This is a genomic window from Pseudomonas sp. NFACC25, from assembly GCF_900100935.1.
Lineage (GTDB): Bacteria > Pseudomonadota > Gammaproteobacteria > Pseudomonadales > Pseudomonadaceae > Aquipseudomonas > Aquipseudomonas marginalis.
In genome coordinates this window covers 304218-318317 of the sequence record NZ_FMUC01000003.1, presented here as the reverse complement: position 1 = coordinate 318317, position 14100 = coordinate 304218, and the positions used below count along the sequence as shown (strand labels likewise).

Genomic DNA, 14100 nt, shown 5'->3' with positions numbered 1-14100 from the left:
GTCCCGCGAATCCGGCTTACAGCTTGCCAGCGTTCTCGGTCAGGTAAGCCGCAACGCCTTCTGGCGAAGCGTTCATGCCTTTGTCGCCTTTTTTCCAGTTGGCAGGGCAGACTTCGCCGTGCTCTTCGTGGAATTGCAGGGCGTCGACCAGACGGATCAGCTCTTCCATGTTACGGCCCAGCGGCAGGTCGTTGATGATCTGGGAGCGCACAACGCCCTTGTCGTCGATCAGGAACGCGCCACGGAAAGCCACGCCGCCTTCGGATTCAACGTCATAGGCCTTGGCGATGTCGTGCTTCATGTCGGCAGCCATGGTGTATTTGACTTTGCCGATGCCGCCATCGTTGATGGCCGTGTTGCGCCAGGCGTTGTGGGTGAAATGGGAGTCGATGGAAACGGCAACCACTTCAACGTTACGTGCCTTGAAATCGTCCATGCGGTGGTCCAGAGCGATCAGCTCCGAAGGGCAGACGAAGGTGAAGTCCAGCGGGTAGAAGAACACCAGGCCGTATTTGCCTTTGATGGCTTCAGACAGTTTGAAGCTGTCAACGATTTCGCCATTGCCGAGCACGGCAGGTACGTCGAAATCCGGGGCTTGTTTGCCGACGAGTACGCTCATTGGGTATCTCCTGATGTAAGGGTGACGATTGAAGTAAAAGGACCGGCCTTGAGTCTGCCGCATTCAAGCGACAGCCCTGTGACGCAGTCACGCTTCGTGAAGACCGACCATCATACACTGAAAAAACCGTTCGTCAGCGTGAGGGCGGTGCAGGCCAATACCCTACGAATCTACTTTGACAATCATTCTCGTTAACATTAAGATCCATCGCACTTAAGCCTTAAACCCGCGACGGTTCTCCCTTATGTATGTGTGCCTGTGTACCGGCGTCACCGACGGACAAATCCGCGAAGCAATCTATGAAGGTTGCTGCAGCTACAAGGAAGTGCGTGAAACCACCGGCGTTGCCAGTCAATGTGGTAAATGTGCTTGCCTCGCCAAGCAAGTGGTACGGGAAACCCTGACGCAGCTGCAAACAGCCCAGGCCGCTGTTCCCTACTCAGCAGAATTTACACACGCTTGAATAGGCGTGTTTTGAAGAACCGGACCGAGTGTCCGGTTTTTTTATGCCTGTAATTCAATTAGTTAGCGCTAAGACGCGGAACACAAACATTCTTATTCCGATTAATTTTCATTTATTATTCAATAACTTAGGTTTGACACTAGGGTTTTCGCCGCTCAAACTCCGCCTTATACACAGCTACTACAGGGCAGGACCCCAGTCATGAAAGGCGACATCTCAGTCATCCAGCAACTCAACAAAATCCTTGCCAATGAACTGGTCGCGATCAATCAGTACTTCCTGCATGCGCGCATGTACGACGATTGGGGCCTGGAAAAGCTTGGCAAGCGTGAATACAAAGAATCCATCAAGGCCATGAAGGACGCCGACGCGCTGATCAAGCGCATCCTGTTCCTCGAAGGCCTGCCGAACGTACAGGACCTGGGCAAGCTGAACATCGGCGAGCACACCCAGGAAATGATCAGCAGCGACCTGGGCTTTGAACGCAAGAGCCACAGCGACCTCAAGGCCGCCATCGCACATTGCGAGACCAAGGGCGACTTCGGCAGCCGCGAGCTGCTGGAAGACATCCTTGAAGACCAGGAAGAACATATCGACTGGCTGGAAACCCAACTGGGCCTGATCGACAAAGTCAGCCTGGAAAACTACCTGCAATCGCAGATGGGCGAATAATCCCGTCGCTCTCTCAGGTACAAAAAAGCCCCGCTCTCTCACGAGAAGCGGGGCTTTTTATTGCAGGCGAATCAAGCGTCGGTCTTGGCCGCCGCGTTTGCCGCTGCATCTTTGATCAACGCCTGCAACGAACCATCAGCTGCCATTTCGGTGATGATATCGCTACCGCCGACCAGCTCGCCGGCTACCCACAGTTGCGGGAAGGTAGGCCAGTTGGCGTACTTCGGCAGGTTGGCGCGGATTTCCGGGTTTTGCAGGATATCCACGTAAGCGAACTTCTCGCCACACTGCATAACAGCCTGGGAAGCCTTCGCGGAGAAACCGCACTGAGGAGCGTTAGGTGCGCCCTTCATGTAAAGCAGAATGGTGTTGTTGGCAATCTGCTCTTTGATCGTTTCGATGATATCCATGGAACACCTCGGCTGGAACTTTGCGACTCACAGGTCGGCACGGTGGCGCATTGTAACGCAAAATTCCAACGCGGTGCTCGGGCTCCTTATGCGGCAGCGACTTGGACCGGTACGCCATTCAATGCCGCATTGCCCGATAACTCATCCAATTGCCGCTCGTCGGTCAAGTCATTCGCGCTCGCCCCCGGTTGCTCGCTGGCGATGGTCATCTGGACGCCAGGACGGGCGTGGCCCCAACCATGGGGCAGGCTGACCACGCCGGGCATCATGTCCAGGCTGGCGACCACCTCCACCTCGATCATGCCGATACGTGAACTGACGCGCACCCGCTGGCCGTCTGCCAACTGGCGACTGGCCAGGTCGTCGGGATGCATATGCAACTGGTGCCGAGGCTTGCCCTTCACCAGCCGGTGATAGTTATGCATCCAGGAATTATTACTGCGCACATGGCGACGGCCGATCAGCAGCAACTCGTCAGCCACAGGCATCGGCTGCGCCGCAAAGCGCGCCAGATCCGCCAGAATCACTGCCGGTGCCGCCTGCACCTTGCCATCCACGGTTTTCAAGCGCGCTGTGAGATTTGGCTTGAGCGGCCCCAGGTCCATGCCATGGGGATGATCCGCCAGCTTCGCCACCGACAACTGATGGCTCGACGCATCACCATAAGCGCCGGCGCGCAGGCCGAAGTCGATCATTTGCGCAGGCGGCATGGTGGGCTTGAGCGCCATACCGGTGTGCGCAGCGAATGCCGTGGCCAGGCCGACAAAAATCTCCCAGTCATGCAACGCCCCCTCAGGCTTGGGCAGGATCGCGCGATTGAAACGGGTGACATTGCGCACGGCGAACATGTTGAACGTGGTGTCGTAGTGGTCGTTCTCCAGCGCCGAAGTGGACGGCAGGATCAGATCGGCATAACGCGTGGTCTCGTTGATATAGAGGTCGATGCTGACCATGAACTCCAAGCCGTCCAGGGCCTGCTCCAACTGGCGGCCATTGGGGGTCGACAGCACCGGGTTGCCCGCCACCGTCACCAGCGCGCGGATCTGTCCTTCGCCGCCGGTGAGCATTTCTTCGGCCAATGCAGACACTGGTAACTCGCCGCCGTACTCCGGGCGCCCGGACACGCGGCTCTGCCAGCGATTGAAATGCCCGCCACCGGTGGACGCGACCAAATCCAGCGCCGGACTGGTGCATAACGCGCCGCCCTCGCGGTCGAGGTTGCCCGTGACCAAGTTGATCAACTGCACCAGCCAATGACACAGCGTGCCGAACGCCTGGGTCGACACACCCATGCGCCCGTAGCACACCGCTTTATCCGCAGCAGCGAAATCCCGTGCCAACTGGCGAATCTGCCCGGCAGGTACGGCACACTGGCGGCTCATGGCTTCGGCGGTAAAGCCGAGGATCGCACGGCGCACCTCCTCAAGGCCCTCTACCGGCAAATGACTGTCACGCATCAGGTTCTCGGTGAACAGTGTGTTGAGTACCCCGAACAGCAACGCCGCATCCCCGCCAGGCCGCACGAACAGATGCTGATCAGCGATCGCCGCTGTCTCACTGCGCCGAGGATCGACCACCACCACCTTGCCGCCCCGGGCCTGGATAGCCTTGAGACGCTTCTCCACATCAGGCACGGTCATGATGCTGCCGTTGGAGGCCAGCGGGTTGCCGCCCAGGATCAGCATGAAGTCGGTGTGGTCGATGTCCGGAATCGGCAGCAACAGGCCATGGCCGTACATGAGGTGGCTGGTGAGGTGATGGGGCAACTGGTCTACGGAGGTGGCAGAAAACCGGTTGCGCGTCTTGAGCTGGCCGAGGAAGTAGTTGCTGTGGGTCATCAGCCCATAGTTGTGCACGCTGGGGTTACCCTGATACACCGCCACTGCATTCTGCCCATGCCGCGCCTGGATGCCCGCCAGCCGCTCGGCGACCAAGGCAAACGCCTCATCCCACGGGATTGGCTGCCATTCGCTGCCCACCCGCAACATGGGCTGGTGCAGGCGGTCAGGATCATTCTGGATGTCCTGCAACGCCACGGCCTTGGGGCAGATATGGCCGCGACTGAAGCTGTCCAGCGTGTCGCCCTTGATCGAGGTGATCGCCAGGCTGCCGTCTTCGGCCTGGGTGGTTTCCAGGGTCAGGCCACAGATGGCTTCACACAGGTGGCAGGCACGGTGGTGGAGAGTCTTGGTCATGGCCAGTCTCTTTATTGGGCTTTGGCCTGACTATGGGCCGTGACCATGACAGGCGCCAGCATCGTTCGTCCTGTGAATCGATAGCCATCAGGCCAGGCCATGCGCAAACATGAGCAAATGTTACAGAACCTGTCATCAACCTCTGAAACCGACGCAGCCTGATCCAGGCCCGCCCCCGCGCATTGCAAAAGGTGATGGCGTCAGTGTACAAATGGCCCGCTGCTGTCAGGAAATCGTCTTCAAAAGCGCTCTCGCGCCCTTCTTGAACACCCCTAAAAACGTAGCCCTATTGGTAAGACGCGACATTTAATGTCAATATCGCGCCTTCCCCTATTTCGTCGCCCCGTGCGGCTTTCGCCGCAGGTCTCGCCCGTTGTCACAATAAACAAGGCTTTGAGTATCTGCGGTCTGTTGCAAAAAGGTAGTTAATGATGAGCGCAAGGCACTTTCTCTCCCTGATGGATTGCACGCCCGAAGAGCTGGTCAGCGTGATCCGTCGAGGCATTGAGCTTAAAGACCTGCGTAACCGCGGCGTACTGTTCGAGCCTTTGAAAAACCGCGTGCTCGGGATGATTTTCGAGAAGTCGTCGACCCGCACTCGCCTGTCGTTCGAAGCCGGCATGATCCAGCTGGGTGGCCAGGCCATCTTCCTGTCGCCGCGTGACACCCAACTGGGCCGTGGCGAGCCGATCAGCGACTGCGCGATCGTCATGTCGCGCATGCTCGATGCGGTGATGATCCGTACCTTTGCCCACAGCACCCTGACCGAATTCGCCGCCAACTCGCGCGTGCCGGTAATCAACGGCCTGTCCGATGACCTGCACCCATGCCAGTTGCTGGCCGACATGCAGACCTTCCTTGAGCACCGTGGCTCGATCCAGGGCAAGACCGTGGCCTGGATCGGTGACGGCAACAACATGTGCAACAGCTATATAGAAGCGGCGATTCAGTTCGACTTCCACCTGCGCATCGCCTGTCCGGAAGGCTTCGAACCGGCCGCCGAGTTCCTGGCCAAGGCCGATGGCCGTGTGCAGATCCTGCGCGATCCAAAGGATGCAGCGATCGGCGCCCACCTGGTCAGCACCGACGTCTGGACCTCCATGGGCCAGGAAGACGAAACCGCCAAGCGCCTGGCCCTGTTCGCGCCCTTCCAGGTGACCCGCGCCCTGCTCGACATGGCCGCGCCGGACGTGCTGTTCATGCACTGCCTGCCCGCCCACCGGGGTGAGGAAATCAGCCTCGACCTGCTCGATGACCCACGCTCCGTGGCCTGGGACCAGGCCGAGAACCGCCTGCACGCGCAAAAAGCCCTGCTCGAATTCCTCGTCGAACCGGCGTACCACCACGCATGAGCCAGCCATTACTGCTGAACTTGCGCAATCTGGCATGCGGTTACCAGGATCAACGGGTGGTGCAGAACCTCAATCTGCACCTCAACGCGGGCGATATCGGTTGCCTGCTGGGTTCTTCGGGCTGTGGCAAAACCACGACCTTGCGCGCGATTGCCGGTTTTGAGCCGGTGCACGAAGGCGAAATCAGCCTCGCGGGCGAAGTGATCTCCAGCGCCGGTTTTACCCTGGCGCCGGAGAAACGTCGCATCGGCATGGTGTTCCAGGACTACGCGCTGTTCCCCCATCTCAGCGTGGCCGACAACATCGCCTTCGGCATTCGCAAACACCCGCAAAAAGACCGTGTGGTCGCCGAACTGCTGGAGCTGGTCAACCTCAAGAACCTGGGCAAGCGTTTCCCCCACGAACTGTCGGGCGGCCAGCAACAACGCGTCGCCCTCGCCCGCGCCCTGGCGCCGGAGCCGCAGCTGTTGCTGCTGGACGAACCGTTCTCCAACCTCGACGGCGAACTGCGGCGCAAGCTCAGCCACGAGGTGCGCGACATCCTCAAGGCACGGGGCACCAGTGCGATCCTGGTCACCCATGACCAGGAAGAGGCATTCGCCGTGAGCGATCACGTCGGGGTGTTCAAGGAAGGCCGCCTGGAGCAGTGGGATACCCCCTACAACCTCTATCACGAACCCCTGACGCCTTACGTCGCCAGCTTTATCGGCCAGGGTTATTTCATTCGTGGCCAGTTGAGTTCGCCCGAGTCCGTCCACACCGAACTCGGCGACCTGCGCGGAAACCGCGCCTACACCTGGCCTACGGGGGGGGCGGTGGACGTCTTGCTGCGCCCGGACGACATCGTCTACGCGCCGGACAGCGCCTTGAAAGCTCGGATCGTCGGCAAGACCTTCCTCGGCGCGTCGACCCTGTACCGCCTGCAACTGCCGACCGGTGCGCAGTTGGAGTCGATTTTCCCCAGCCATGCCGACCATCAGGTGGGCGCGCAAGTGGGCATTCGCGTGGCCGCTGAGCATCTGGTGCTGTTCCAGGCCTCAGGCAGCGTCGCGGCGCAGGTTCCTCACGCCGAATCCGGCGTACGACGCTACAGCCCGGCTGGCTGAGTCAATGATCAACGTGTGGGAGGGGCAAGCCTCCTCCCACATTGGTTATCCAGGATACCGGGATTACGGCCGGCCAATTTCTGCGAATTTGGCCTGGGTATGTTCCGCCAGCACTGCGGCGGACAACTCCACTTCCAGTCCCCTTCTCCCCGCACTCACAAAAATTGTCGCAAACGGCTGCGCCGTCACATCGATAAATGTGCGCAAACGCTTCTTCTGCCCCAATGGGCTGATGCCTCCCAGCAGGTAACCGGTGGAACGCTGCGCCGCCGCCGGATCAGCCATTTCGACTTTTTTCACACCCGCCGCATGAGCCAGGGCCTTGAGGTCGAGACTTCCGACGACCGGCACCACAGCCACCAGTAATTCGCCTTTTTCACTGCTGGCCAACAAGGTCTTGAACACCTGCGCCGGGTCGAGGCCCAATTTCTCTGCGGCCTCCAGGCCATAGGAGGCCGCCTTGGGGTCGTGTTCATAACTGTGGATGCGATGTTCGGCGCGAACTTTTTTCAACAAATCCAATGCGGGGGTCATGACCTCTCCGAGCGTGGCAAACTGACGGCCAATTCTAGGCCAAGCCCGCATAAAACGCTCTAGTCCGCCCTCCCCGTCCACAATACTTAACGTGGCGAGCGTGATCATTCATCAAACCAATAGTTGGAAAGTGACCGACAGTTCACTTTCGACCTTTGACAGCCGTCATTCTTGTCTATATTTTTTCGTTTCCGAATACTGTAGGAATACACCTGCAGCGTTCCAGCAGTAAGCCGTGTCTTGGATGGGGATCCTCGTCACGGTGAAAATCGCGCAACCGTCCGTTGAGGCAGTGCGCCAGACAAGAACAACAATCGAGGTTTTCCATGACAACTGCTCTTCAACAGCCTTCACTTTCGAGCCAATGCATGGCCGAGTTCCTGGGGACTGCGCTTCTGATCTTCTTCGGTACAGGCTGCGTTGCTGCGCTCAAGGTCGCGGGTGCCAGCTTCGGGTTGTGGGAAATCAGCATCATCTGGGGGATCGGCGTCAGCATGGCGATCTACCTGAGCGCCGGTATTTCCGGGGCTCACCTCAATCCGGCGGTCAGTATCGCCCTGTGTATTTTTGCCGACTTCGACAAGCGCAAACTGCCGTTCTACATCCTGGCCCAAATCGCCGGAGCCTTCTGCTCGGCGGCGCTGGTGTACACGCTTTATAGCAATCTCTTTTTCGATTACGAACAAACCCACCATCTGGTACGCGGCACCCAGGCCAGCCTGGAATTGGCCTCGGTGTTCTCCACCTACCCCCATGCACTGCTGAGCACGGCGCAGGCCTTCCTGGTGGAAATGGTCATTACCGCGATCCTGATGGGCGTGATCATGGCCCTGACCGATGACAACAACGGCCTGCCGCGCGGTCCGCTGGCACCACTGCTGATTGGCCTGCTGATTGCGGTCATCGGCAGTGCCATGGGCCCGCTGACCGGCTTTGCGATGAACCCGGCGCGGGATTTCGGGCCCAAGCTGATGACCTTTTTCGCTGGCTGGGGTGAAATGGCCTTTACTGGCGGCCGCGATATTCCTTACTTCCTGGTTCCGATTTTCGCGCCGATTGTCGGCGCATGCCTCGGTGCTGCGGCCTATCGCGGGCTGATTGCTCGCCACTTGCCGAGCGCCGCACCTGCTATAGCGGAAACAACTGACACGGCTGTCAACGGCAAGACTCGTATTTCCTGAAAGCGCCAGCCTGGTCCTCTGCCCTTCGCGGCCCCGGCTGATTTCTGACTTCCTTATTTCGTCCAAGGCAATAGACATGACCGATATCGAGAATAAGAACTACATCATTGCCCTTGATCAGGGCACCACCAGTTCCCGGGCAATCATCTTCGATCGCGACGCCAACGTGGTCTGCACCGCCCAACGTGAATTCACCCAGCACTACCCGCAAGCCGGCTGGGTCGAGCATGACCCGATGGAAATCTTCGCCACCCAGAGCGCGGTGATGGTCGAGGCCCTGGCACAAGCCGGCCTGCACCATGACCAGGTCGCCGCCATCGGTATCACCAACCAGCGTGAAACCACCGTGGTATGGGACAAGATCACCGGCCGCCCGATCTACAACGCCATTGTCTGGCAATGCCGCCGCAGCACCGAGATCTGCCAGCAGCTCAAGCGCGACGGCCACGAGCAATACATTAACGACACCACCGGCCTGGTCACCGACCCGTACTTCTCCGGCACCAAGCTCAAGTGGATCCTCGATAACGTCGAAGGCAGCCGCGAGCGTGCGCGCAACGGCGAGCTGCTGTTCGGCACCATCGACAGCTGGCTGATCTGGAAATTTACCGGCGGCAAGACCCACGTCACCGACTACACCAACGCCTCGCGCACCATGCTCTTCAACATCCACACCCTCGAGTGGGATGCGAAGATGCTGGAGATCCTCGACGTTCCGCGGGAAATGCTGCCGGAAGTGAAGTCTTCCTCCGAGATCTACGGCCGCACCAAAAGCGGCATCGCCATCGGCGGTATCGCCGGTGACCAGCAAGCGGCCCTGTTCGGCCAGATGTGCGTGGAGGCCGGCCAGGCCAAGAACACCTACGGCACCGGCTGCTTCCTGCTGATGAATACCGGCGACAAAGCGGTCAAGTCCAAGCACGGCATGCTCACCACCATCGCCTGCGGCCCCCGTGGCGAAGTGGCCTATGCGCTGGAAGGCGCGGTGTTCAACGGTGGCTCCACCGTGCAATGGCTGCGTGACGAGCTGAAAATCATCGCCGATGCCACCGACACCGAATACTTTGCCGGCAAGGTCAAGGACAGCAACGGCGTGTACCTGGTCCCGGCCTTCACCGGCCTGGGTGCCCCCTACTGGGACCCGTATGCCCGTGGCGCACTGTTTGGCCTGACCCGCGGCGTACGCGTGGATCACATTATTCGTGCCGCCCTGGAATCGATTGCCTACCAGACCCGCGACGTACTCGACGCCATGCAACAGGACTCGGGCGAACGCCTCAAGGCCCTGCGTGTGGACGGCGGTGCGGTGGCCAACAACTTCCTGATGCAATTCCAGGCCGACATCCTCGGCACCCAGGTCGAGCGCCCGCAAATGCGCGAAACCACTGCACTCGGCGCCGCCTACCTGGCAGGCCTGGCCTGCGGCTTCTGGGGCAGCCTGGACGAGCTGCGCGGCAAGGCCGTGATCGAGCGCGAATTCGAACCGCAACTGGAAGAAGCCGCCAAGGAAAAACTCTACGCCGGCTGGCAAAAAGCGGTGAGCCGCACCCGTGACTGGGAGCCCCACGAAGGCGCCGAATAAGCCATGCGCCGGCCCCATATCGGGTTGTAACTGGCAGGGAGCAGATTCCTGCGTCATCATGGGCCACTTTTGTATGGCAGCCCAAAGGACGCCCCATGAATCTGCCTCCCCGCCAGCAGCAAATCCTCGAACTGGTCCGCGAACGCGGCTACGTCAGTATCGAGGAAATGGCGCAGCTATTCGTTGTCACCCCGCAAACCATCCGCCGCGATATCAACCAGCTGGCGGACGCCAATCTGCTGCGCCGCTACCACGGCGGCGCGGCCTATGACTCCAGTGTCGAGAACACCGCGTACGCCATGCGCGCCGACCAGATGCGCGACGAGAAACAGCGCATCGGCGAAGCCATTGCGGCACAAATTCCCGATCACGCCTCGTTGTTCATCAATATCGGTACCACTACCGAGTCCATTGCCCGTGCGCTGCTCAATCACAATCACCTGAAAATCATCACCAATAACCTCAACGTCGCCACCATGCTCAGCGCAAAGGACGACTTCGATGTGTTGCTGACCGGCGGTAATGTGCGCCGTGACGGCGGCGTGGTGGGCCAGGCCAGTGTCGACTTCATCAACCAGTTCAAGGTCGACTTCGCGCTGGTGGGTATCAGCGGCATCGACGAGGACGGCAGCCTGCTGGACTTCGACTACCAGGAAGTCCGGGTTTCCCAGGCGATCATCGCCAATGCACGCCAGGTGATCCTGGCGGCGGACTCCAGCAAATTCGGGCGCAATGCCATGATTCGACTGGGGCCGATCAGCCTGGTGGACTGCCTGGTGACGGATCAGGAGCCGGTGCCGGCCCTGGTGCAGTTGTTGAACCAGCATAAGGTTCGCCTGGAAGTCGTATAGCGTCTGCACTGAAGCCATCGGGGGCAAGCCCCGATGGCGATTTATCCAGCGCCTTTTTCTCGAGCCTGCCCAGGCTTATGTTCACAAATTTTCCTTTTCCCGCCCTTCGATGAGTTTTTTCAATCGAAGTCGACTGGCTGTGCCCACGTTTATCAGCTACCATTTTCGCAAATGAACATTAATGTTCGAATTCCAATACGAAAAAGCTCCCGAGGCCAGTCGATGAACCCTTCTACCTTGCCTGCTCCACCGCTTGCCGAAGTCTATGACGTTGCCGTAATCGGTGGCGGGATCAACGGCGTCGGCATTGCAGCAGACGCAGCCGGTCGCGGTTTGTCGGTATTCCTTTGCGAAAAGGACGACCTGGCCAGCCACACCTCCTCCGCCAGCAGCAAGCTGATCCACGGCGGCCTGCGCTACCTCGAACATTACGAATTCCGCCTGGTACGCGAAGCCCTGGCCGAACGTGAAGTGCTGCTGGCCAAGGCCCCGCACATCGTCAAGCAGATGCGCTTCGTGCTGCCACACCGCCCCCACCTGCGCCCGGCGTGGATGATCCGTGCCGGCCTGTTCCTCTATGACCACCTGGGCAAGCGCGAGAAACTCGCCGGCTCCAAGAGCCTCAAGTTCGGCCCTGACAGCCCGCTGAAAAGCGAAATCACCAAAGGCTTCGAATACTCCGACTGCTGGGTCGACGACGCCCGTCTGGTCGTCCTCAACGCCATGGCCGCCCGTGAAAAAGGTGCGCATATCCATACCCAGACCCGCTGCATCAGTGCCCATCGCAGCAATGGCATGTGGGACATGAACATGGAACGCGCCGATGGCAGCCTGTTCTCGATCCGTGCCCGCGCCCTGGTGAACGCCGCCGGCCCGTGGGTCGCCAAGTTCATCAAGGACGACCTGAAGCTGGACTCGCCCTACGGTATCCGCCTGATCCAGGGCAGCCACCTGATCGTGCCGAAACTGTATGAAGGCGCCCACGCGCACATCCTGCAGAACGAAGACCAGCGCATCGTCTTCACCATTCCGTACCTGAACCACCTGACCATCATCGGCACCACCGACCGCGAATACACCGGCGACCCGGCGAAAGTGGCGATCACCGAAGGTGAAACCGACTACATGCTCAAGGTGGTCAACGCGCACTTCAAGAAACAGCTGAGCCGCGACGACATCGTCCACACCTACTCGGGTGTGCGCCCACTGTGCAACGACGAGTCGGACAACCCGTCGGCCATCACCCGTGACTACACCCTGTCGCTGTCCGGTGGTACGGGCGAGGCACCGATCCTGTCGGTGTTCGGCGGCAAGCTGACCACCTACCGCAAGCTCGCCGAATCGGCGATGGCGCAACTGGCCCCGTACTTCACGCAGATGCGTCCCAGCTGGACCGCCACCGCCAGCCTGCCCGGCGGCGAGGACATGACCACGCCGCAAGCCCTGGCCGAGGCCATTGGCAGCAAGTTCGACTGGTTGCCGAGCGAAATCGCGCGCCGCTGGTCCACCACCTATGGCAGCCGCACCTGGCGCCTGCTCGAAGGCGTGCAGTCGCTGGCTGACCTGGGTGAACATTTGGGCGGCGGCCTCTACACCCGCGAGGTCGATTACCTGTGTGCCGAGGAATGGGTAACCCAGCCTCAGGACGTGCTGTGGCGCCGGACCAAACTCGGCCTGTTCACCACCCCACAGGAACAGGACAACGTGCAACGCTATCTGTCCAAGGTTGAGCAGACCCGCAGCAAGATCGAAGCGGCCTGACAGGCCCGTCGTACAAAAGCCCCTGCGCCGTAAGGCCCAGGGGCTTTTTTATAGCGCCTGGCATTCGGTTTTCCGAACGCCACAGGCAAGCCTATTCGGTTTACCGGATCAAACGGTTACATATTTGTCGTCATACAAAATTAATCCTCATGTAAATCAACTTGTTAAGCTTTTATTTCCGGTCTGGCACGACTCATGCTCTACACTCCTAGACGATTGCCTGGGACGCTTCAGGAGCCGTCACGGGCATTCGCTGTACAAGAGAGCCGTCTAGCCGGCTTCATAAAAAAAACAAATGTCGAGGAAGTATTGATGCGCATCGTTCCCCATATCCTGGGCGCAGCTATCGCTGCTGCTCTGATCAGCACTCCAGTTTTTGCCGCCGAACTCACCGGCACACTGAAGAAAATCAACGACTCCGGCACCATCACCCTCGGGCACCGCGACAGCTCCATTCCGTTTTCCTACATTGCGGATGGTTCGGGCAAACCTGTGGGCTACTCCCACGACATTCAGCTGGCCATCGTCGAAGCCCTGAAAAAAGACCTGAACAAACCCGATCTGCAGGCCAAGTACAACCTGGTCACCTCGCAGACCCGTATTCCGCTGGTTCAGAACGGCACCGTCGACATCGAGTGCGGTTCCACCACCAACAACGCCGAACGCGCCCAGCAAGTCGCCTTCACCACCAACATCTTCGAAATCGGCACTCGCCTGCTGGTCAAGAAAGACAAGGAAGGCAAGCCTAGCTACGCCGACTTCGCCGACCTGAAGGGCAAGAACGTCGTGACCACCGCCGGCACCACGTCCGAGCGCATCATCAAGGCGATGAACGCTGACAAGCAGATGGGCATGAACGTCATCTCCGCCAAAGACCATGGCGAGTCCTTCCAGATGCTGGAAAGCGGCCGTGCCGTAGCCTTCATGATGGACGACGCCCTGCTGGCCGGTGAAGAAGCCAAGGCCAAGAAGCCGGATGACTGGGTCATCACCGGTACTCCACAGTCCTTCGAAGCCTACGCGTGCATGGTTCGCAAAGAAGACCCTGCCTTCAAGAAAGCGGTGGATGACGCCATCGTTGGCCTGTACAAGTCCGGCGAAATCAACAAGATCTACGCCAAGTGGTTCGAAAGCCCGATCCCACCAAAAAACCTGAACCTGAACTTCCCAATGAGCGACAAGGTTAAGGAGCTGATCAAGAACCCGACCGACAAGCCGGCGCCTGAAGTAAAAATCTGATTCCTGACTAACCTTATCGCCTGAGGGAGCCAACCCTCCCTCAGGCGTCTGTTACTACCTGCTGGCTATACTTTGGAACACTCGACCGGGCGGTTTTCGAGCCGATCGCGTGTGCCTGGCGTTCATCGCCAGGCG

The 14100-nt window shown here is 59.5% G+C and carries 13 protein-coding genes; 9 read left to right on the top strand and 4 right to left on the bottom strand.

Going from position 1 to position 14100, the window contains the following annotated elements; all coding sequences use genetic code 11:
• Nucleotides 1–16: 16 nt before the first annotated feature.
• Nucleotides 17–619, bottom strand: a complete 603-nt coding sequence (locus tag BLQ09_RS09105) for a peroxiredoxin (RefSeq protein ID WP_003172097.1) — start codon at nt 617–619, stop codon at nt 17–19.
• Between the two features lie 244 nt (nt 620–863).
• Between BLQ09_RS09105 and BLQ09_RS09100 the strand changes: the two genes are divergently transcribed.
• Both BLQ09_RS09100 and bfr read left to right on the top strand, forming a co-directional pair.
• Complete coding sequence (locus BLQ09_RS09100; RefSeq protein ID WP_074844072.1) at nt 864–1082, top strand: bacterioferritin-associated ferredoxin; 219 nt, start codon at nt 864–866, stop codon at nt 1080–1082.
• 201 nt (nt 1083–1283) lie between these two features.
• On the top strand, nt 1284–1754 hold the full coding sequence (gene bfr / locus BLQ09_RS09095; RefSeq protein WP_012722487.1) for a bacterioferritin: 471 nt from the start codon (nt 1284–1286) through the stop codon (nt 1752–1754).
• A gap of 71 nt (nt 1755–1825) precedes the next feature.
• Here bfr and grxD read toward each other — a convergent pair whose 3' ends face one another.
• Both grxD and BLQ09_RS09085 read right to left on the bottom strand, forming a co-directional pair.
• Nucleotides 1826–2164 (bottom strand): Grx4 family monothiol glutaredoxin, encoded by a 339-nt coding sequence (gene grxD, locus BLQ09_RS09090; protein ID WP_027604591.1) that lies wholly within the window; start codon nt 2162–2164, stop codon nt 1826–1828.
• 86 nt (nt 2165–2250) lie between these two features.
• Nucleotides 2251–4359 carry a molybdopterin oxidoreductase family protein gene (locus BLQ09_RS09085; RefSeq protein ID WP_092356344.1) on the bottom strand — a complete coding sequence of 703 codons (2109 nt, stop codon included), beginning with the start codon at nt 4357–4359 and terminating at the stop codon, nt 2251–2253.
• A gap of 431 nt (nt 4360–4790) precedes the next feature.
• Here BLQ09_RS09085 and argF point away from each other — a divergent pair, with 431 nt between their 5' ends.
• Both argF and BLQ09_RS09070 read left to right on the top strand, forming a co-directional pair.
• Nucleotides 4791–5711, top strand: coding sequence for an ornithine carbamoyltransferase (gene argF / locus BLQ09_RS09075; protein WP_027604593.1), 921 nt, complete (start codon nt 4791–4793; stop codon nt 5709–5711).
• Nucleotides 5708–6817 (top strand): ABC transporter ATP-binding protein, encoded by a 1110-nt coding sequence (locus BLQ09_RS09070; RefSeq protein WP_065926527.1) that lies wholly within the window; start codon nt 5708–5710, stop codon nt 6815–6817. Before argF ends, BLQ09_RS09070 begins: the two co-directional genes overlap by 4 nt.
• 63 nt (nt 6818–6880) lie before the next feature.
• On the opposite strand, the gene ybaK is transcribed toward BLQ09_RS09070, so the two are convergent.
• The gene (gene ybaK / locus BLQ09_RS09065) at nt 6881–7351 is read right to left on the bottom strand and encodes a Cys-tRNA(Pro) deacylase (RefSeq protein WP_092356341.1); all 471 of its coding nucleotides are present in this window, start codon (nt 7349–7351) and stop codon (nt 6881–6883) included.
• Nucleotides 7352–7677: 326 nt separating this feature from the next.
• On the opposite strand from ybaK, the gene BLQ09_RS09060 reads away from it, so the two are divergent.
• The 5 genes from BLQ09_RS09060 (at nt 7678) to BLQ09_RS09040 (ending at nt 13965) form a co-directional block, all read left to right on the top strand.
• Nucleotides 7678–8532, top strand: coding sequence for an MIP/aquaporin family protein (locus BLQ09_RS09060; RefSeq protein ID WP_027604596.1), 855 nt, complete (start codon nt 7678–7680; stop codon nt 8530–8532).
• A 76-nt stretch (nt 8533–8608) separates the two neighbouring features.
• Nucleotides 8609–10114, top strand: a complete 1506-nt coding sequence (glpK, locus tag BLQ09_RS09055) for a glycerol kinase GlpK (RefSeq protein WP_027604597.1) — start codon at nt 8609–8611, stop codon at nt 10112–10114.
• A gap of 95 nt (nt 10115–10209) precedes the next feature.
• Nucleotides 10210–10965 carry a DeoR/GlpR family transcriptional regulator gene (locus BLQ09_RS09050; RefSeq protein WP_027604598.1) on the top strand — a complete coding sequence of 252 codons (756 nt, stop codon included), beginning with the start codon at nt 10210–10212 and terminating at the stop codon, nt 10963–10965.
• A 222-nt stretch (nt 10966–11187) separates the two neighbouring features.
• The gene (glpD, locus tag BLQ09_RS09045; protein WP_092356338.1) at nt 11188–12726 is read left to right on the top strand and encodes a glycerol-3-phosphate dehydrogenase; all 1539 of its coding nucleotides are present in this window, start codon (nt 11188–11190) and stop codon (nt 12724–12726) included.
• A gap of 312 nt (nt 12727–13038) precedes the next feature.
• A complete protein-coding gene (locus tag BLQ09_RS09040) occupies nt 13039–13965 on the top strand; it encodes a glutamate/aspartate ABC transporter substrate-binding protein (RefSeq protein ID WP_027604600.1) in 927 nt (308 codons plus the stop codon).
• The last annotated feature ends 135 nt before the right edge of the window (nt 13966–14100 follow it).

Excerpts from the sequence above, each read along its gene's own strand:
- BLQ09_RS09105 (WP_003172097.1), bottom strand. The coding sequence starts at position 619 with ATGAGCGTACTCGTCGGCAAACAAGCCCCGGATTTCGACGTACCTGCC.
- BLQ09_RS09100 (WP_074844072.1), top strand. The coding sequence starts at position 864 with ATGTATGTGTGCCTGTGTACCGGCGTCACCGACGGACAAATCCGCGAA.
- bfr (WP_012722487.1), top strand. The coding sequence starts at position 1,284 with ATGAAAGGCGACATCTCAGTCATCCAGCAACTCAACAAAATCCTTGCC.
- grxD (WP_027604591.1), bottom strand. The coding sequence starts at position 2,164 with ATGGATATCATCGAAACGATCAAAGAGCAGATTGCCAACAACACCATT.
- BLQ09_RS09085 (WP_092356344.1), bottom strand. The coding sequence starts at position 4,359 with ATGACCAAGACTCTCCACCACCGTGCCTGCCACCTGTGTGAAGCCATC.
- argF (WP_027604593.1), top strand. The coding sequence starts at position 4,791 with ATGAGCGCAAGGCACTTTCTCTCCCTGATGGATTGCACGCCCGAAGAG.
- BLQ09_RS09070 (WP_065926527.1), top strand. The coding sequence starts at position 5,708 with ATGAGCCAGCCATTACTGCTGAACTTGCGCAATCTGGCATGCGGTTAC.
- ybaK (WP_092356341.1), bottom strand. The coding sequence starts at position 7,351 with ATGACCCCCGCATTGGATTTGTTGAAAAAAGTTCGCGCCGAACATCGC.
- BLQ09_RS09060 (WP_027604596.1), top strand. The coding sequence starts at position 7,678 with ATGACAACTGCTCTTCAACAGCCTTCACTTTCGAGCCAATGCATGGCC.
- glpK (WP_027604597.1), top strand. The coding sequence starts at position 8,609 with ATGACCGATATCGAGAATAAGAACTACATCATTGCCCTTGATCAGGGC.
- BLQ09_RS09050 (WP_027604598.1), top strand. The coding sequence starts at position 10,210 with ATGAATCTGCCTCCCCGCCAGCAGCAAATCCTCGAACTGGTCCGCGAA.
- glpD (WP_092356338.1), top strand. The coding sequence starts at position 11,188 with ATGAACCCTTCTACCTTGCCTGCTCCACCGCTTGCCGAAGTCTATGAC.
- BLQ09_RS09040 (WP_027604600.1), top strand. The coding sequence starts at position 13,039 with ATGCGCATCGTTCCCCATATCCTGGGCGCAGCTATCGCTGCTGCTCTG.